A 19807-nucleotide genomic window follows, 5' to 3' on the forward strand; every position below is an offset into this window, starting at 1 on the left:
AAGAAACGCACACTTCAGAACAAACAAGATTGTTCAGTAATCCGTCTCACCAACACTCATAGCGCGTCTCTTTTCGAGCTAATTTTTACTCAAGACTTCTCAGGCACCGCGAGATTGGAAGTCACCATCGTCGCAAACCGACGCGGCTGGCAACTGGCCAACGTCCGTTCATAGATCGCGAGATAGCCGTCGCTCACCTGCTGCACGCCGAATTTGTCGAGATTGAGCGGCGCTCGCGCGCACAACGTGGCGTGCGCATCGGCATCCGTCAACAAATGTCCGAGCGCGTCGGCCAGCGCAGCCGGATCGAGCACCGGCACCAGCACACCAGCCTCACCGCCATCGAGCATTTCCGGAATGCCTCCCACCCGGGTCGCCACAATCGCGCGCCCCGTCTCACGCGCTTCGCACAGCACGAGCCCCGCCGCCTCATAGTGCGAGGCCAGCACGAACACATCGGCCTGCGCGAGATACCCGCGCGGATCGGCCACGAAACCTTCAAAGCGCGTTTGCTCCGCGACACCCAACGTCACCGCGAGCGCTTCCATGGCCGCGCGATCGGGCCCATCGCCGACGAGATACAGCATCGCGTCCGGCACGCGTCGGCGCAACAGCGCGAACGCATTCAGCAAATCGCCGATGCCCTTGCGCTCATACATTCCCGACACCGTGACGATGCACGGATGCGCCAACTGCGGCGTCGACGCCACCGGCGTCCCGGTAAGCCGTGGCGTGCCGATCGTGCCGTTGCGCACGACGCTCAGCCGCTCACGCGGAATGCCGCGCCGCGCCATCGCGACGGCTACCGCATCGCTGACCGCCACCACGTGATCGCCGACGCCCATCAGCGAAGCCGTGCGCTGAAACTCGTTATGCACTGTCGTGACCAGCACGAAGCGCCGGCTGAACGCGCTAAAACGTGCGATCAACGCGCCGGTCATCATGTGCGCATGCACGACGTCGGGATCGAACTGCGCGACCAGCCGCCTGAAAGCAGCCACCATCGCCGGCACACGGGACGGCTTGGGCGACTGCGGCAGCAGCACGTGACGCACGCCGTGCCGCGCCAGCAGTTCCTCGAAACCGCCGCCCGCCGAGGCTACGATCACCTCGTGCCCGGCGCGCGCCTGCAGACACGCAAGGTCGATCATCACGTTGACGATGCCATTGCCGATACAGCGCGCGTGATTGGCGAGATGGATGATTTTCATGGGGTTTGCGCAACATTCGTTGAATGAGGTGGCGCGGCCGCTTGCGACGCAGCCGGTGGCATGAAGCGATACATCAGCGCCTTGCCGTACGCGTCTTCTTCAGCCAGCACGAGGTATTCGCCCGACGCGAGGCGGTGCGCGGTGAGCGGCATCGGCACATCGGCCCACCCGCTTTTCGAGCCGACTTCCCGGCCGGGCGACAAACGGCCGACGTCGTGTCCCGTGGCGCGGTCGTAGACCCGCACGACCGCGCTGCGCGTTTCGATCGCGAACACGTAGTCGCCCGCCACCGCGAAGCCGCTGATCGACGACCAGTCCGGCGCGCCGCGATCGGGCAAGCCGATCACATAGCGCAGCACCGGCTTGCCGCTCTTCCAGTGGTCGTAACGCGCGAGCTGCGAGCCCGCGCTATTCCAGTTGTCCTGCACGAACGGATGCGCGGGCGTCGAACCGGAGACGAACATCGTGTCGTCGTCGGGGAAATAATTCATCCGTGCGATCCGGTAGAACGGCGCGGGCGGCGGGTACTGCCGCATCGCCGAATAGCGGTAGATGGGATTGCCGGCGTGGTCGAAACCCTGCAACGGAAACTGGCGGATACCCTGCGATTCGGTGCCCTGCCAGATATCGCCATGACTATCGACCCACCACGCGCGCAGCGGCGGCGCGTTGGTGCTGCCAGTGTTCTGATCGAACGCGGACGCGGAGAAATCGCCCTTGCCGGTGGCGTCGCGCCAGATCCATTCGCCCTGCGGCGGCTGGTTGGGCGGCCACGTGCCGTCGATATGCGCCTGCGAAAAGAGTCCCGACGGAATCGCGGTCTCGCGGTCGTCGGCGAAACGATAGATGCGCAGATACGACGAGTACATATCGGTTGTATAAAGCAGCCGATGGCCGCGCACGTCGCGCACCATCGGCATGCCGCGCTGACCGCCGAGATACAGATGAAAGTACGGGTCGTACGGATAGCGGAAACGGTCCGCCGTGTAACCGGCGTACGACCACTCTTCACCGGCGGGCCGCGACAGGTCGAGCGTGAAGCGCTTGCTGCCGGTGTAAATGGAAGGCGGCTCGCCGTCCACGAACTGCGCGCCGTCGACGAACAGCAGCCCTTGCAAACTGAAACGCTGCGCACCGTCCGGCGTGTAGCTTTCGAGCAGCGCACCGTCGAAGGTGCTCGGTCCCGCGCCGAACGGACGCGGGCCTGCGCCGTTCATCGACACGTAGAGGTTGCCCGCGCGATCCACGCCAACCCCAGTCAGTCCGTTGAAGCGCTGCGGCCCCGGCGCGCCGGCCCGGCCTGCATAGATTCCGCCCTGCTGGCCGAAGCTCGCCGACAGTTGCATGCCCTCGCCGGGTTGAGACGCCGCCGTGAAAATCAGTATCTGCTGACGCACGCCGTTATCGGCGACCAGCAGACGTCCACGCGTATCGACGGTCAGATCCACCGGCACCACACCGGCAGGCAACGCCAATTCACCGAGCCGAGCACCGTCGCGCGCATGGTGAACCACGCGCCGCGCGCCCTCCGTGCGGCTGTTCTCGATGACCCACAGCGAACCGTCCGGCGCGAGCGCGAGACGGCCTGGCTCATGCACCGGAAAACTGCCGACCGGCTGCATGGTCTGCGCGTCGAACATCTGCACGCGATTGTCGAGCTGGTTCCCGACGAAGAGCCGTGTTTCATCCGCGGCCAGGCCACGAATCGCGTAATCCCCCTTGGCCGGATACGCCGAAATCAGCAGATACGCGAGATGCCCGCCCGGAAATTTCACCTGCCCGGCAAACGGCACGCCGTCGCTGATATCCGCACGACTACGACGCGCCACGCCGGTCCACTCTTCGCCCTCGCGCGGTGTCGGCCGATGTTTGGCTTCCTCGTTGCCGAGGCTCACCACCGTCTGCGCGGTGTAGACGTATTCGTCGTTCACCGCGATCGCGTCGCCGCCCATCATTCCCCAGCCGTGCGACTCGCCGCCGTGCCTCACCAGTTCGCCATTGCGGTATTGGCCGAGTTCACCGCCGCCTTCGTCCCACGGCGCATTCGTGAAGACGTCGCCATTCGGTGCGACGGCGATCGCCTGCACGTCGATCTGCATCCAGCGCTTGTCCGCGTAGCCCCACGTATTGCCGACCCACGAGGTCCGATACGACAACGACGGATGCGCAAGCGCTGCCAGCGCTTCGGCCGCCGGCACGGCGGCGGAGGCGACGGTCAACGCGCGCGCGCCGGCTGCCTCGGCAGCGCGCGCCAACGTCGCGCCTGCGCCCGTCACGGCACCGCCCGATCCGCCGGCGCTCAGCAGCACCAGCACCGGCAACGCCACCGCCGCGGCGCACACCACCCGTTCGAAAGTTTTGCGCGTGGGACGTCGCATGATCACGGCCGCGTCAGAACGCGTCGATCGCTTCGCGGTAGACGGCGGCGACCTGCGCGGCCACGACCGCCCGGTCGAAATGCTTGCGCGCATACGCGCGGCACGCCGCGTTGTCCGGCACCACGCGTTGGCCGAGCAGCACCTCCATGATGCCTTCGCCGATCGCCTTGAAGCCGCCCGACGGCAGCACCAGTTCCGCCGACAGCGGCGCCACCGCTTCGGGCAACCCGCCGACCGGCGTCACCAGCACCGGCGTGCCGGCCGCCAGCGATTCGATGGTAGTGAGACCAAAACCTTCGAGCGACACCGTCGGCACCACCGACAGATCGGCCGCGCGATACCACAGCGGCACTTTGTCATCCGCGACGAAACCCACGAGCTGAACGTTGCGCTCCAGCCCGCGCGCGACGATCCGCGCCTGCAACTGCTCTTCCAGCGGCCCAGTGCCCGCGATGGTCAGCAGCACGTCGGGCAGCGCGGGTTTGACGATCGCCATCGCGTCGATCAGATCCTCCAGCCCCATGCGCGACACGAGCCGGCGCATACAGAACAGCAGTGGACGATCCTGCGGCAAACCGAGCCGCTCGCGCGCCTTGATCTTCGTTGCGCGCACATTGAATCGCGCAACGTCGACGCAACCCGGCACCACGCGAATCCGTTCCTCGCGCACGCCATAGGTCTCATGAAGCAGTTGACCGAAGGCCCGCGACAGCACGATATGACGCGTCGCGCCGCGATAGACGAACCGTTCGAGGGCGACACGCGCCGCGCGCGACCAGCCGCCGCCACCGCCGGGATACGATTCGGCCGCCCACGGCCCGTGAAAATGCACGACCTTCGGCACGCGACGAAACACGCCGGCGGTCGGCGCCGCATACAGCGCGAAATGCGAGGCGACGACGTCGGGCATCTTCGCGGCGCGCAGCGCACGCGATTGCACCCGCGAGCCCCACAGCCGCGCGCCCAATTGCTCCTGCACACCGGCGAACGCCAGCACGCGGCCGCCCGACGCGTCGAACACGCCGGGGCTGCCCGCCACCATGCCGCGCACGCTGACGCCCTGGTCGGGCAGCGTGTCGATCAAGGCCTTGAACATCCGATCGAGGCCACCGGGCCGCTCGTTGAACCAGTGCATGCCGATCTGCAGCGAATCGATTGAAGTCCCACTCATAATTTCACCGGCGCGCTCGCGCAGTTGGACGGCATCGCGTGGGCTGTGCGCCGCGCGTGTACCTGTTCATAGACGGCCAGATAGCGTTCGGCCATCGCGTGCCAGCTCAAGGTGCCCGCTACTTCGCGCGCGGCCGCGCCGAGGCTTCGCGCATAGGCCGGGTCGCTAGCCAGACGTTCGATCGCGGCGGCCAGCGCCGTCGCGTCGTTGGGATCGGCGAGCACCATGCCGCTGCCGGCGCTGATCACTTCCGCGCCGCCCGCGGTGCGCACGGTAATCACCGGCAAGCCGGCGGCCAGCGCTTCGAGCAACACCAGGCCCATCGGTTCGTAGCGCGACGGAAACACGAACGCATCGACCGAGCGCATCAGCGCGGGCATGTCCATCACCATGTCGGTGAAGTGGACCCGCTGCGTCAAACCGAGCGACGCCACCAGCGCCGGATACGGACTGTTGTGCAAAATCCCGGCGACGGCGAGATGCACGTCGGCGCGGGTCTGCACGAGTGCGTGCAGCACGGTGTCGAGATTCTTGCGCGACATGCGCAGATCGCCCGCGAACAGCAGCATGAACGGTGCGGACGGCAAGCCGAAACGCTCGCGTTCCGGCGCACCGGGCGTGAACTCGCCGACGTCGACGCCGTTATGAATCACCTGCACGCGCGCCGCGCCGATGCCGAGCGCGCGCACCTCGCCGGCCACTTTCTGCGAGACCGGCACAATCACGTCCGCGTGGCGGAACGCCCATTTTTCGCAGGCGATATTCAGCAGCGTGTAGATCACCTGATACGCGTGATACAGGTTGTGCAGCAATCGAAACGGATAGAAGCCGCAGCGATACCAGCCGTCGTGGACGAAATGCGCCGCGTTGACATCCGCGCGCGCCCACGCGATAAAACCGTTCACGTGCACCACGTCGAACTCGTCGCGATGCGCGCGAATCCACGCGCCGCAGCGCCACGCGAACATCTGGTATTGCACGAGCTTGGTCGGCAGACGGCTGCCGGCAATCCGCACAAAACGCACGCGCGGATGCTCGATCAGTTCGGCGGCCGCTTCGGCGGCGAGCAGCGTCACGCTATGACCCGCCGCGAGCGCCGCCTGCACGATCTCGTAGTTGACTCGCCCTTGCCCATCGTTTTTACGCACGACATGGGTGACGATCAGAATCCTCATCCTGTGGTCCTTCATCTGACTTTCTTCAGGTACTGTTCGATGCGTCGAGCGGCCGCGCCGGAAGCGGGCCGCGGCGTTTGACACTCGCGCGCGTAGCGCAGCGAAATGACCGGCAGGGTCACGCCGAGAAAGAAGAACATTCCCGACACGGAGGTCAGCGTGTTGATGAAAATCATCATCGAGAAAATCGCCACAGCCACGCCGACGCCCGACACCGCCATCAGATCGTTGGGATGCAGGCGGCTCGCACGGTATGCCCGCCACATCAGCATCAGCACGCCGGCCGTATACAGCAGCGTGCCGGGCCAGCCCATCACGAAGGGCACTTCCATCAGGCCGCTGTCGAAATCGACCATGGCCTGCGATTTGTTGTCGGAGAGCTTGGTGCCCAGCCCGATCGAGCCGAAGCCCTGCCCCGCGATATCCGTGAACGCCGACGAAAAGAAGCTCTTGTAGAACTCCGCGCGCGCCTGATAGCTGTTGTCCTGGCCGAGGTCCTGCATCGTGCTGAAGCGCGCCATGACCGGCTCCGCGACCTGGTCGATCATCATCAACGGCGTGGCCATCACGGCCAGACCCAGCACGCCGGCCAGCAAACGCAGGCGGCTTTTGCCGTCGAGCATCGCGAACGAGTACACCAGCGCGATCGCGAAACCGCCCCACGTGCTGCGCGCGCTGGTCAGCAGCAACGCGGGAATGCCCACGCAGCCGAGTACGATGCGCGCCTTGCCGCGCGCCGCGAACGACATGAGCAGTAACGCCATCAACGTAACCGCGAACGGGCCGCACGAATTCATCGTGCTGCTCACGCGCATGCCGAACGGCACCGGCTGGCCTTCGGATTGCATCTTCGACGCGATCAGCCAGAAGGCGTCCCACGGCATTGGCGAGACGAATTCGAGCAGGCCGTACAGGCTCATCAGCAGTCCGCCGAACACGAAGGTCTTGAGCAGCACCCGGTGATAGTCGGGGTAATGACGCCATGTCACGGTCAGGTAGAACGCCACCATCACCGGATACAGCCAGTTGATCAGCGTGTAGGTGGCCGGCGCGGGACCGACCTGCGCCATCCCGATCACATACGCGTAGAACAGCGCGATCACGATCAGCACCAGCGGCGCCGCGCGGCGCTGGCCCAGCAGCGTGACGTGCTTGAGCAGCGTCAGCCCGGTCAGCGCGACGGCCAGCAACGGCGCGACCATGATCGGGCTCTGGTCGTTGAACGCGCCGTTGACGAAGTCGGCGAGACGCCGCACTTCCGGCGTCAGGAAAAACAGCCAGCAGACGAAGCCGAGGTAATGCGCGGGCGAGCGCCAGTACAACACCAGCGCGACGCCGAACGCGCCGAGCGGGAAGAAAAACTCGACCAGCCGGCCCTGATGCAGCAGCACCAGCAGCAGGGTCACGGCGAATAACGCCAACGGCAGGCGCAGCGGATGACGCAGGCCTTTCGTTGGCGTACCTGAGGTGGCCGCTGGCGGCGCCGCCGGCGCTTCGCCGTAGGGCGGCCCGGGCGGCTTCAGTGGCTTCGGGACGGCGAGCTGAGCGGCACGCGAAGGCGTGACCAGCATCCGCCCCATCACAACAGCTCGAAGGTATTGACGAGCACCGCGCCGTCGCGCTCGCGGCGGCGCGTACCGAAGCGCGGCGCGCTGCTGCGCACCTGGCGCGTCAGGCCGATGAACGGCACGCCGTGTTCCAGATACGGTCCTTCGGTCTTGCGAAAGCCGAATTGCTCGTAGAAGTCGCGCAAGCCGAGCGGCGCGCTCACCCGCGCGGCGTGTCCCGGCCAGCGTTCCGCCATCGCCTGCAACACACGTTCGATCAGCAGTTCGGCGGTGCCGTCGCCGCGCCGCAGCGGGCTCGTCAGCACCTTGTCGATGGTGATTTCAGGATCTTCCGCGTCGCCGGGTTGCAAACGGGCGTAGGCGAGGATCGGCATGGGCCGCGCGATGTCCTCCACCGCGAACACGTGCAGCGAGTTTTCATCACGGCCGTCGGCGTCAAGACAGACATGCGACTGTTCGACCACGAACACCGCGCTGCGCGCGCGCAAAATCAGATATAGCTCGCGTGCCGAAAGCTGCTCGAATTCCAGCGTTTTCCAGTTCATCACGTTCCCCAGCGGTCAATAAGTTCAGCGAGCGCGGCTTCGCCCGCCGCCCTCGACGGCCTGGCTCGACAGGCCGGCACGTTGTCATGGCTACACGGTACGTCCGCGAAACGCGCGTTTCCGTGCGGCATCGCACTGACGCTGGGCTTTGACAATTCTTAAATACGACTTATTGGAAAACGGCCGTGTCCATCGCGGCAACCACCACCCTGCAACCACCGCATGCAGTCGTTTTCCATGAGAACCATCCGAGAGACCGTTCCAAGTTCAACAATCAGGGGGCACCACACCATGAAAACCGCATTGCGACGCATCCTTTCCGAATCGGCCCGCCTCGATGTCCCGCCGGACAGCCTGGCCGACGACGCCGATCTGTACGCCGCAGGCCTCTCCTCGCTCGCGACCGTGCACCTGATGCTGGCAATCGAAGATCAGTTCGATATCGAGATTCCGGACCGGCTGCTGACGCGCCGGCTGTTCTCCAGCATCGATTCGATGGCCGCCGCGATCACCGAACTGCAACAGGCGAAGGCGGCAGCATGAACACGCCGTTGCTGGACGCGGCCGCCGCCCAGGCGGCGGGGCCGCTCGTGCAGGCCGCCGCAGCGCAGGCCGCCGAAGCACACGCCGACGCCGTACAAGCCGCCGCCGCACAAGCCGATAAGGCCACCGTGGCCGCCGCCCAGCCCGGCGGCGACGCCGCCGTCATGCTCACGGCGGTCGAAACCGAGCCCGGCTGGCGCGCCGCCGCCCAGCGCTGCGCCGCGATCGCCGCGCAGTTCGCCGACGCGGTGGACCGCGACGCGCGTTTCCCGAGCGAGGCCTTCGACGCGCTCAAACGCGAGCGCCTGCTCTCGGTGATGGTGGCGGTCGCCTTCGGCGGCGCCGGGCTCTCGCTCGCGGAAGTCGGCGCGATCTGCGAGATCCTCGCGCAAGGCTGCGCGTCCACCGCGATGGTGTTCGCGATGCATCAGATCCAGGTGGCGTGTATCGCAGCGCATGGCAGCGGCTCGGCCTGGCATCGACAGTTGCTCGCGCAACTGGTCGAGCGGCAATGGCTGCTGGCTTCGGCGACGTCCGAGGAAACCATCGGCGGCAACATGCGCACCAGCGCCTGTTCGGTCGAACTCGACGGCGCGCGCTTTCGGATTGAAAAGCTCGCCCCGACGATTTCGTACGGCGCGCACGCGGACGGCATTCTGGTGACCGCGCGCCGCACCGCCGAATCGGCCGCGGCCGATCAGGTGCTGATCGTCGCGTTACGCGAAGAAACGCAGCTCGAAAAACGCGGCGGCTGGGACGCGATGGGCATGCGCGGCACCTGCAGCGAAGGCTTCCGGCTGGTCGCGGGTGGTCTCGCCGAACAGATTCTGCCGGCCCCGTTCGCCGAGATCGCCGACCAGACCATGCTGCCGGTCTCGCATACGTTGTGGGCGTCCGTCTGGACCGGCGTGGCCGGCGACGCGGTGAATCGCGCGAAAGCCTTCTTCCGCGCCCAGGCCCGCTCGACACCCGGCGCGGTGCCGCCGGCCGGCTTGCGCCTTGCCGAAGCGGTCGGCCTGCTGCAGATGATGCAGGCGCGCCTCGCGGTCGCGCTGGACGCCGCCCGCGCCGCGCACGACGCGCGTCATGGCCGCTCGCAGGCCGATGCGCCGCTCGCGGCCCAGCTCGGCTTCGCCTCCGACATGAACACGCTGAAGACCAGCATCTCCAACATGGCGCTGCAGGTCGTGCATGAAGTGCTGATGATCTGCGGCATGGCGGGTTACAAGAACGGCACACCGTATAGCGTCGGCCGCCATTTGCGCGACCTGCACTCCGCGCCGCTGATGATCAACAACGACCGCATCGCACAGAACACGGCGAGTCTGTTGCTCGCGCAACGGCCTGCCGCTCCGGGGAGAGCCTGACAAAATGAACAACATGACCGACACCGCCGCACTGGCCGGCGCGACTGACGCTGCTTCTGACGCTGCTTCCGTTTCAGCCGCTGCTTCCGCAGAGCAACCCGCCGCGCCGAACTTCCGCGACGAACTGATCGCGGCGGGCCTGCTGATCGACACCGGTGAAAACGGCCTGTACGGCCGCAGCCAGATTTTCGAAGACGTGCTGGACCGCCTGAACGTGGCGATCACGCATCTCGGCGCGGACCAGCAGCCGGAAGTGCTGCGCTTTCCGCCGGCCATGCGCCGCACCGACTTCGAAGATAGCGAATATCTGAAGAGCTTCCCGAATCTGGCCGGCACGATCCACTCGTTCTGCGGCAACGACATGGGCCACCAGCGTCTGCTGCGCGCGCTCGACGACGCGATGACCGAGCGCGACGACGACCGCGCGGATGCGTGGATGGAACAGCAGAAGCCCACTCGCGTGGTGCTGACGCCGGCCGCCTGCTATCCGATCTATCCGGTAATGGCGCGGCGCGGTCCGCTGCCGGCGGACGGCCGCACGATCGACGTGCTGTCGTATTGCTTCCGCCACGAACCGTCGCTCGATCCCGGCCGCATGCAGATGTTCCGGCAGCGCGAATACGTGCGGCTGGGCAGTCCTGAGCAGGTGATGGCGTTCCGTCAGATGTGGATCGAACGCGGCTCGCTGCTCGTCACGCTGCTGCAACTGCCGGTCGAAGTGGATCTCGCCAACGACCCGTTCTTCGGCCGCGGCGGCAAGATCGTCGCCGACAGCCAGCGCGCTCAGGCGCTCAAGTTCGAGCTGCTGATTCCGATCGCCGATCCGCGCGGCAAGACCGCCTGCCTGTCGTTCAACTATCACATGGACCACTTCGGCGCGATCTGGAAAATTGCCTGCGACGACGGCGAGGTCGCGCATACCGGCTGTGTCGGCTTCGGCATGGAACGCATCACGCTCGCGCTGTTCCGGCATCATGGGCTCGACGTGAATGCGTGGCCCGACGACGTACGCGCGCTGCTGTGGGGCGATACCGAGGCACGCGTGGCGCACGGCATGCAGACGCTGCCCGCCACTGCGCCCGGCGCCGGAGAGCGCGCATGAACCCGTCGCTGACACCTGCGCCGACGGGGCCGCAAGCCGCTTTCCCGTTGGGGCGCCACGTCGATTTGCCCGCTCAGGACGGCGCCTCCTCGGCCGTGCCCGCAACGCCCACGGCGCCCGCCGCACTCGTCACGCCCGCCGCGCATTTGCGGCAGCACGCGCCGCATGCGCTGCATCAGGGCGAGCGCGTGTGGCAGGAGACCAATTGCTACGTCGATCTGTGGATCGAGCTGCTGCACGGCTTCGGACTCGATCCACGCGCGGCATTGGCGTTCACCGTCACGCAGGACTTCGAAGGCGATCAGTTCACGTTCTTCAAATTCCCGCTCGAAGACCTCGAGCGGCTGTACGGCACCCAGGTGCAGGAACTGGCCATTTACGATTCGCTCGAAACCCGCGTGCTCGCGCAAACCCAGCGCGGCCATACCGTGCTGGTGGAAGTGGACGGCTTCTATCTGCCGAACACGCGCGCCACGTCGTACCGGCGCGAGCATCCGAAGACGACGGTGGGCATCGACTTCATCGATCCCGCCGCGCGCCGCCTCGGCTACTTTCACAATACCGGCTATCACCAGCTCGACGGCGACGACTACGACGGCGTGTTCCGCAAGCTGCCGCAATTCGCGCAGCAACCCGACCTGCTGTTTCCGTATGTGGAATTCGCCAAGCAGGCGCGGCCCGCGCTCGAAGGTACCGCGCTCGCGGAAACCTCAGCGGAATTGTTGTGCGCGCATCTGAGCCGTCGGCCGTTGACGAACCCCGTGTCGCAATGGCGGGCGGCATTCCCCGCGCATCTCGACATGCTGCTCGAACGCGGCGAGGCGTTCTTCCATCCGTACTCGTTCAACCTGATGCGTCAGCTCGGCGCGAACTTCGAGTTTCTGTCGAAGTATCTGCTGTGGCTTGGCGCGCAAGGCTTCGAGATGCCGGCCACGATCCCAGCCGCCGCGCAAAGCATCGCAGCGGAGTCGATGGTGATGCAGTTCCGGCTCGTGCGGGCGATTGCACGCAAGCGCCGCGACCTGTGCGACGACTGTTTCGACGTGCTCGAAAGCGCTTATGAGAAGACGCTGCCGCCGCTCGCCGCGCTGGTGGCATGACGTTGCAATGTTTTGATGGTGTGACTTTGTGACGAATCGTCTGACGCTTCAAAGAACACTCGGGGATTCGCCGTGGATGTAATGACGATCGACCCGACGCCCACCGAAGTCGAAGCCCATGGCTTGCCGGCGGACTCGCTGTGGCCGCAACGCCTCGACAGCGGCTGGCAATGCGTCAGCACGCCGCCAGGCGCTTGCGCGTCGCCCGCCGACCTGCCTGCGCAAGGCTGGCTCGCCGCGCCGGTGCCCGGCACGATCGCGAGCGCGCGGCGTGCCGCCGGTCAGTTCGACGTCACGCATCCCGCCCCGCTCGCCTTCGACGATCACTGGTATCGGCTCACGCTCAACGGCATCGGCCGACGTCGCTTGCGGCTGCACGGTCTCGCCACGCTCGCCGAGGTGTGGGTGGACGGCGTGAAGCGTCTCGATTCCGATTCGATGTTCGTCGCGCACGATCTCGACATCGAACTGAACGGCGATACCACGCTCGCGCTGTGCTTCCGTTCGCTGACTCCCGCACTCACGGCCAAACGCTCGCGCGCGCGCTGGCGGCCCCGGCTCGTGACGCCGCCCACACTTCGCAATGTGCGCACCACCTTGCTCGGACATATGCCGGGCTGGTGTCCTTCGGTCCAGGCGGTTGGACCATGGCGGCCCATCGAATTGCTGAGCGACGCGCGTCACGCGATCGACACGCTCGATCTGACGAGTCGCGTCGATCACGACGACGGCGTTGTTTCGATAACGCTACGTTTTGTGCATCCGCAGATTGGTGACGACTGTCATGCATCGTTAAATTGCGGCGACGCCGTTTCGTCTTTGCAATGGACCGACGCTTACACATTGAGCGGCAGCGTCCGCGTACTTCACGCCCAACGCTGGTGGCCGCACACGCACGGCGAACCCACGTTGTATCCCCTGACATTGCAGCTCGATGACGCGCGTGTGTCAGCCGAGCCGTCGTCGCATTCGCTCGGTTCGATCGGTTTTCGCAGCATCGAAGTGGAGCGCGGCGCGGACGGCATGGGCTTCGCGTTGCGCATCAATGACACGCCGGTGTTCTGTCGCGGCGCCTGCTGGACCAGCGCGGATCTCGTCACGCTCGCCGGCAGCGAGGCGCAATTGCGCCACGCGTTCGCGCTGGCCCGCGACTCAGGCATGAACATGCTGCGCGTGGGCGGCACCATGGTGTACGAATCCGATACGTTCTACGCACTCGCCGACGAATACGGCCTGCTGATCTGGCAAGACTTCGCATTGGCGAATTTCGACTACCCGAACGACGCCGCATTCAGCGCGTCGATCGAACGCGAAGCCACTCAGTTTCTGACCCGCACGCGCCGCTTCGCGGCGCTCGCGGTGCTCTGCGGCGGCAGCGAAGTCGACCAGCAGGCGGCCATGTTCGGCCTGCCGCCTTCGATGCGCGCGCAACCTTTATTCACCGAACAGTTGCCCGCGATCGCCGCGCGCGAACGCCCGGATGTGCCGTACGTCGGCAATTCGCCGTCAGGCGGCGTATGGCCGTTTTCAACTAATGAGGGCATTACCCATTACTACGGTGTCGGCGCGTATCAACGGCCGCTCGACGACGTGCGGCGCGCGCAGGTGCGTTTTGCGGCGGAGTGCCTCGCGTTCGCCAACGTGCCCGACAACGCCACGCTGCACGACGCGCTCGGCACGATCCACGCGCACGATCCGCGCTGGAAAGCCGCGGTGCCGCGAGACCCCGGCGCGGGTTGGGATTTCGACGACGTGCGCGACCACTACCTGCAGTCGCTCTACGGCGTGGAGCCGGCGCGCTTGCGCTACGAAGACCCGGAGCGCTACCTGGATCTGTCGCGCGCAGTGGTCGCCGATCTGATGAGCGACGTGTTCGCCGAATGGCGCCGCGCGGGCTCCGGTTGCGGCGGCGCGCTGGTCTGGCAACTGCAGGACTTGCGCCCCGGCGCCGGCTGGGGCGTGATCGACGCCACAGGACGGCCTAAAAGCGCGCTGCACGGCCTCGCGCAGACGCTCCAACCCACACAGGTGGTCATCACCGACGAAGGCCTCAACGGCCTCGATATTCATCTGCTGAACGAGCGTGCTGAACCGTTGCACGCGCAACTGGAACTGGTCTGCCTGCGTGACGGCTGTGTGAAGGTGGTATCCGCGAGCCGCACGGTCAAACTCGCGCCGCACAGCGCGCAGCGCCTGAGCGCCGCCGACTGCCTCGGCCAGTTCTTCGATTTCACGCACGCGTACCGCTTCGGCCCGCGCGCGCACGACGTCACGATTGCGATACTGCGCGACGCGGCGGACGGCCGGGTTGTGTCTGAAGCGTTTCATCTGCCGGAGCGGCGCGTCGCCGAGCGCCATGATCTGGGCTTGAGCGTGACGGTCGAGCGCAGTCCGGCGGACGACGGCTGGCAGCTCGTCATTGAAACGAAGCGTTTCGCGCGCTTCATTCATATCAATGACACACACTACCGGGCCGCGCGCGACTGGTTTCATCTGCCGCCGAACCGCCCTTGCGTCGTGCCGCTCATCCCACATGCCGAACTTCGCGAAATGGTTGCGTCCGCACCCAACCCCGTGTTTAAAGCTGACGCAACATGCGCGGCGCCGGCCGGAGAAGTGCGCGCGGTCAATGCGATTTCCGCCACTTTCTACGGCTGAAGCCGCGCGCCGATCGTACGAGTCCTTCAAGAACCGCATGAAACCTCGCGCTGCGCGAAGCGACCTGTCTGGTCTGCGGAATCACTGTCGGAATTTGCCCGACACCCGGCGGCGCGAACCCGGCGATTCGTACGGCACCGTACGCAGCGTATAGAACAGTTCTGAATCAAATCCGGCACATCCCGGACACCCCTCGACAACCCTCATGCAAAGGGCATTGCATCCGTGAGACACCCTCTGCAAGGCCCTGCCCAACACCCACAAACCCAATCCGATCAAGGACTTGAGTCGGACAAAAAAGCCCCGCGCGAGACCAGCCGGGGATTCGTGTGTTGTACAGATTTGAAACAAAAAGCCACATTTTGCTTCGCGCATCGTCAAGTCTTCGCTCGCTGCGCCGCACCAGTGCTGGTTTTCCCCAAGGTTGGCACGCTCCTCGCTAAAGGAAGAGCGCAACACCGCGTCACCGCAAACAAGATCGACAAAAACGGCGGCGGCGCACCAGGCCAATACGGGGCCGGTCCTGTTCATCCTCGCTGCTCGCCAGGCAGCACGTCGTTATCAAGGATGCAGGCATCGGATCAAAAACAGGAAGTCACGCAGCGCGCGACTTCCACGCGAGGACCGATCATGTTGACACTTCAATCAGATCTGCACGGCAACCATTTGCTCGGCGCATTGCCTTCCCACGAATGGCAGGCGCTAGCTCCGCATCTCGAACTGGTTCACCTGCGCACTGAGCAGTTGCTGTGCGACTCCGGTCAACGCATCCATCACGTCTACTTCCCCACCACCGCGATCATCTCGATGCTCTCGACGATGGAAGACGGCAGCTCCGTCGAAATCGCGGCAGTGGGCCGCGAAGGCATGACCGGCGTGCCGGTGCTCACGGGCGGCGAAACCATGCCGAACCGCGTGCAGGTGCAATGCGCCGGCTTCGCGTACCGCATGAGCGCACAGGCGCTCAAGCAACAGTTCGCCCGTTCGGACTTCCTGCGCCGGCTGATGCTGCTGTACATGCACGCCCTGCTGACCCAGGTCGCGCAAACCGCCGCCTGCAATCGTCACCACGCATTGAACAAGCAACTGTGCCGCTGGTTGCTGATCGAAGTGGACCGCGTGGCGTCGAACGATCTGACCGTGACCCAGCAACTGATCGCCGACATGCTCGGCGTGCGCCGCGAAGGCATTACCGAAGCGGCCGGCAAGTTGCACGACGAAGGCCTGATTCACCACAGCCGCGGGCACATCAAGGTGCTCGACCGCAAAGGCCTCGAAGCCCGTGCCTGCGAATGCTACGGCCTCGTCAAGCGCGAATTCGACCGCCTGCTGCCGCGTCTGCGTCAGGCCGAAACGGTCGAATAAGCAGGGCCTCGTTCGACTATCGGGTAATTTCAATCATGTTCAGGAATACTGCGCGATGCCTCGACGCACTCTTCGTGATTGCGGGAGGCCTGCTCGCTCACTGGATGCGCTTTTCGACGCCGATCGCGTTGTCCGACACCGAGCGCCTGTTGATCGCCTTCAACTGCGTGCTGGTGCTGCTGCTGTTTCCCGGCTTCGGGGTGTATGACACGTGGCGCGGCAAAGCCTTGAGCTCGATGCTGGCGCGCGTTGCCGCCGCCTGGCTGGTCGTTGTCGCCACCGCGCTCGTGCTGGCGTTTACGCTGCATCGCATGGATGCCGTGTCGCGTTTGTGGTTCGGCTATTCGACGCTGATTTCCGGCGCGCTGATCGTCGTCACCAAGTGCGTCGTGCACGTGGCGCTGCGCAGTGTGCGCCGTCGCGGCATGAACTTCCGCACCGTCGCGATCGTCGGGGCGCCCGGCTTCTCGCGCACGCTGCTCGCGCATCTCGAGCACGCACCGCAAGCGGGCTTCAAACCGGTCTGCGTGTTCGATACGAGCGACACCCGCATCGACGGGGCCGGCGCCTATGGCGCACGAATGAAACGCCTGCCGGTGCTGACCGATCTGAATACGTTCGTCAACAAGGTGCGCGACGAACAGGTGAACGAAGTGTGGCTCGCGTTGCCGCTCTCCGAAGAACATACGATCTATCGCTTCACGCGGCTATTCAGGAATGACTTCGTGAATCTCCGCTTCATTCCGGACGTGCGCAGTCTGTCGCTGTTCAATCATGCGCTGGTCGATGTCGTCGGTTTACCGACGCTGAATCTGAGCGCGACGCCGTTCTCGTCGCCGCAAATGTGGCCCAAGCTGATCTTTGACCGCCTGTTCGCGGCGGCCGCGCTGCTCGCGCTCGCGCCGGTGTTCGTCGTGCTCGCGATCGGCATCAAGCTGAGTTCGCCGGGACCGGTGTTCTTCCGCCAGACGCGCAAGGGCGTGGACGGCCAGCCGTTCGCGATCTACAAGTTCCGCTCGATGACCGTGCATCACGAAGCGCACGGCCAGATCACGCAGGCCACGCGCCACGACGCGCGCATCACGAAACTCGGCGGCTTCATGCGCCGTACCAGCCTCGACGAGCTGCCGCAGTTTCTCAACGTGCTGCTCGGGCAGATGTCGGTGGTCGGTCCGCGTCCGCACGCGGTCGAACACGACGATCTCTACAAGGATCAGGTGTACGGCTACATGTACCGCTACCGCATCAAGCCGGGCATCACCGGCTGGGCCCAGGTGAACGGCTATCGCGGCGCTACCACCAAGGTGGAAAAGATGGAGGCGCGCGTCAAGTTCGACCTGTTCTATATCCATAACTGGTCGTTCTGGTTCGACATGAAGATCGTGCTGATCACGATCTTCAAAGGCTTTGTCGGCCACAACGCATTCTGACCATGCCACTCAGGAAACCGTTGCTGAAAGTCTCCGTGATCGTGCCGACCTATCGCCGGCCGGCCGACCTCGCGCGCTGCCTCGCGGCGTTGCAACGACAATCGCGCGCGCCGGACGAGGTGATCGTGATAGCACGCAGCGACGACGCCATGACGCACACCGCGCTGCGCGATCCGGCGCTGCCGGGCACGCTGCCGCTCACGGTGGCGCTGGTCGACACGCCGGGCCAGGTCGCGGCGCTCAATCGCGGGCTCGATGCCGCGAGCGGCGACGTGCTCGCCATCACCGACGACGACGCCGCGCCGCACGCCGACTGGGTGGCGCGGATCGCCGCCGCGTTCGAACACGACCCGCGTCTCGGTGGCCTCGGCGGACGCGACTGGGTGCATGAAAAAGGCCGCGTGCTGGACGGCGAACGGCAGCGCGTGGGCAAGGTCACGGCGGCCGGCATGATCACCGGCAATCATCACCTCGGGGTCGGCGACGCACGCGAAGTCGACATTCTGAAGGGCGCGAATATGAGCTACCGGCGCGACGCGGTGCGCGCGCTGCGTTTCGACGTCCGACTGCGCGGCACCGGCGCGCAGGTCCATAACGACATGGCGTTCAGCCTGAGCGTGAAGCATGCCGGCTGGAAGCTGATGTATGACCCGCGGGTGGCCGTCGACCACTACCCTGCGGAACGTTTCGACGACGACCAACGCTTCAAATTCAACGACGCGGCTTTCTATAACGCGTCTTTTAATCTCCGACTCATCATGTGCGAAACCCTGACGCCCGCGGGCCGATGGGCATTCGTCGCGTACTCGACGCTGATCGGCAACCGCGCGGACCCGGGGTTCGTGCGCGCGTTGTCGCTGGCATTCGAGCGCGGCGGTGTGGCGCTGGCGCTGCGCAAATGGTGGGTCGGTTTACGCGCAATGCGCGGGGCATGGCAGGAAGCGGTGCGTTGAGGCAATGGCGCACAAGCTTCACGCGAGGGACCAAACAATGACTATCAAGATGATCGCCGCCGGGCTCGCGGCGGCCTCTCTATGCGCCTGTTCGCTGGCGCCGGGGCCGTATCTGGACACCAACCGCCTGACGCCGCCCGCGCCGCCCGAGCAGACCGCGGACAAGTTTCCGGTGCATGCGATCGACGTCGCGTACTTCCGTCAGCAGCGCGCGGCGGCGGTGCCGGCCGTCTGCCCGCTGTCGTGCCTGACCGCGCAGACCCGTGCGGGTTACGACTACCGGCTTGGTATCGGCGACCAGGTGAGCATCATCGTCTGGGATCACCCGGAACTGACCGGCGGCGGCACCGGCGTAGCGAGCCTGCCACCGCTGCCGAGCACCGGCGGCGGCGCGGCGCCCTCGCCCGGGCCGACGCAGACGCAAGGCGCGACGCCGATCGCGCCGGCGCTGTCGGGCGGCGGCGAAGGCGGCCTCACCGTGCGCGTCGCCAACAACGGCACGATCTTCTTCCCGCGCGTGGGCCGCATCAAGGTGCAAGGCATGGACGCGCAGCAGGTCCAGGAAATGTTGACGAAGCGTCTGTCGAAGACCATTCGCGATCCGCAACTCGACGTGCGCGTCTCGGGCTTCAACAGCCAGTCGGTGCAGGTCACCGGCAACCTGCGCACGCCGGCTTCGGAGGCGATCACCGACGCGCCGCTCACCGTGCTCGACGCGATCAATCGCGCGGGCGGCGCGTTGCCCGATGCGGATCTGCAAAACGTCGGCGTGACGCGCAACGGCAAACGCTACACCGTCGACGTCGCCGCGCTGCTCGAAACCGGCGATCCGCAACAGAACGTGCTGCTCAAGGACGGCGACATCATCGACGTGCCGGACCGCTCGAATAGCCGCGTGTTCGTGCTCGGCGAAGTGAACAAGCCGACCTCGCTGCCGATGAACCGCGGCCGCCTGACGCTCGCCGACGCGCTGACAGGCGCCGGCAGCCTCGACGTCAAAACCGGCGATCCGCGCTTCGTCTACGTGGTGCGCGGCGCCGACAAGACGCTCACGCCGGATGTCTATCAGCTCGACATGACCCAGGTCGACGCGTTGATGCTGATGACCAAGTTCGAATTGCAACCGAAGGACGTGGTGTACGTGCAGGTCTCGAGTGCGGCGCGCTTCAACCGTGCGCTCGAACAGATCACGCCGACACTGCAGTCGCTGTTCTACACCGTGCAGCTCTCCAGATAATGCG

At 65.6% G+C, this 19807-nt stretch carries 15 protein-coding genes; 9 read left to right on the forward strand and 6 right to left on the reverse strand.

The features are described 5' to 3' along the window. Positions 1-89: 89 nt before the first annotated feature. Genes FA94_RS10960 through FA94_RS10985 form a run of 6 tightly spaced genes read right to left on the reverse strand, consistent with a single transcriptional unit; the run spans position 90 to position 8048 of the window. Complete coding sequence (locus tag FA94_RS10960; RefSeq protein ID WP_035550717.1) at positions 90-1211, reverse strand: glycosyltransferase family 4 protein; 1122 nt, start codon at positions 1209-1211, stop codon at positions 90-92. Next, complete coding sequence (locus tag FA94_RS10965) at positions 1208-3589, reverse strand: NHL repeat-containing protein (RefSeq protein WP_035561863.1); 2382 nt, start codon at positions 3587-3589, stop codon at positions 1208-1210. Before FA94_RS10965 ends, FA94_RS10960 begins: the two co-directional genes overlap by 4 nt. A gap of 13 nt (positions 3590-3602) precedes the next feature. Further along, entirely contained in the window at positions 3603-4760 is a 1158-nt protein-coding gene (locus FA94_RS10970; protein WP_035550720.1) for a glycosyltransferase family 4 protein, read from the reverse strand. After that, a complete protein-coding gene (locus tag FA94_RS10975; RefSeq protein ID WP_035550723.1) occupies positions 4757-5935 on the reverse strand; it encodes a glycosyltransferase family 4 protein in 1179 nt (392 codons plus the stop codon). Before FA94_RS10975 ends, FA94_RS10970 begins: the two co-directional genes overlap by 4 nt. Before the next feature lie 11 nt (positions 5936-5946). Beyond that, positions 5947-7515 carry a membrane protein gene (locus FA94_RS10980; protein WP_035550726.1) on the reverse strand — a complete coding sequence of 523 codons (1569 nt, stop codon included), beginning with the start codon at positions 7513-7515 and terminating at the stop codon, positions 5947-5949. Next, positions 7515-8048, reverse strand: coding sequence for a GNAT family N-acetyltransferase (locus FA94_RS10985; RefSeq protein WP_035550729.1), 534 nt, complete (start codon positions 8046-8048; stop codon positions 7515-7517). Before FA94_RS10985 ends, FA94_RS10980 begins: the two co-directional genes overlap by 1 nt. Positions 8049-8339: 291 nt before the next feature. On the opposite strand from FA94_RS10985, the gene FA94_RS10990 reads away from it, so the two are divergent. From FA94_RS10990 to FA94_RS11030, 9 genes are all read left to right on the forward strand, one after another. Continuing rightward, a complete protein-coding gene (locus FA94_RS10990) occupies positions 8340-8591 on the forward strand; it encodes an acyl carrier protein (RefSeq protein WP_035550733.1) in 252 nt (83 codons plus the stop codon). Continuing rightward, positions 8588-9958: an acyl-CoA dehydrogenase family protein gene (locus FA94_RS10995; protein WP_035550735.1), complete on the forward strand. Its 1371-nt coding sequence runs from the start codon at positions 8588-8590 to the stop codon at positions 9956-9958. Before FA94_RS10990 ends, FA94_RS10995 begins: the two co-directional genes overlap by 4 nt. A 4-nt stretch (positions 9959-9962) precedes the next feature. Next, positions 9963-11060: an amino acid--[acyl-carrier-protein] ligase gene (locus FA94_RS11000; protein WP_035550738.1), complete on the forward strand. Its 1098-nt coding sequence runs from the start codon at positions 9963-9965 to the stop codon at positions 11058-11060. Then, positions 11057-12160: a DUF1839 family protein gene (locus FA94_RS11005; RefSeq protein WP_035550741.1), complete on the forward strand. Its 1104-nt coding sequence runs from the start codon at positions 11057-11059 to the stop codon at positions 12158-12160. The genes FA94_RS11000 and FA94_RS11005 overlap by 4 nt, the downstream gene beginning before the upstream one ends. An 81-nt stretch (positions 12161-12241) precedes the next feature. After that, positions 12242-14818 carry a glycosyl hydrolase 2 galactose-binding domain-containing protein gene (locus FA94_RS11010; protein WP_051980525.1) on the forward strand — a complete coding sequence of 859 codons (2577 nt, stop codon included), beginning with the start codon at positions 12242-12244 and terminating at the stop codon, positions 14816-14818. A gap of 630 nt (positions 14819-15448) precedes the next feature. Further along, positions 15449-16183 carry a Crp/Fnr family transcriptional regulator gene (locus FA94_RS11015; RefSeq protein ID WP_006048767.1) on the forward strand — a complete coding sequence of 245 codons (735 nt, stop codon included), beginning with the start codon at positions 15449-15451 and terminating at the stop codon, positions 16181-16183. Between the two features lie 35 nt (positions 16184-16218). Beyond that, positions 16219-17613, forward strand: a complete 1395-nt coding sequence (locus FA94_RS11020; RefSeq protein WP_035550747.1) for an undecaprenyl-phosphate glucose phosphotransferase — start codon at positions 16219-16221, stop codon at positions 17611-17613. 2 nt (positions 17614-17615) lie between these two features. Next, the gene (locus FA94_RS11025; RefSeq protein WP_035550750.1) at positions 17616-18566 is read left to right on the forward strand and encodes a glycosyltransferase family 2 protein; all 951 of its coding nucleotides are present in this window, start codon (positions 17616-17618) and stop codon (positions 18564-18566) included. 37 nt (positions 18567-18603) lie between these two features. Continuing rightward, complete coding sequence (locus FA94_RS11030; RefSeq protein WP_051980526.1) at positions 18604-19803, forward strand: polysaccharide biosynthesis/export family protein; 1200 nt, start codon at positions 18604-18606, stop codon at positions 19801-19803. The last annotated feature ends 4 nt before the right edge of the window (positions 19804-19807 follow it).

This window comes from Burkholderia sp. 9120, assembly GCF_000745015.1.
GTDB lineage: Bacteria > Pseudomonadota > Gammaproteobacteria > Burkholderiales > Burkholderiaceae > Paraburkholderia.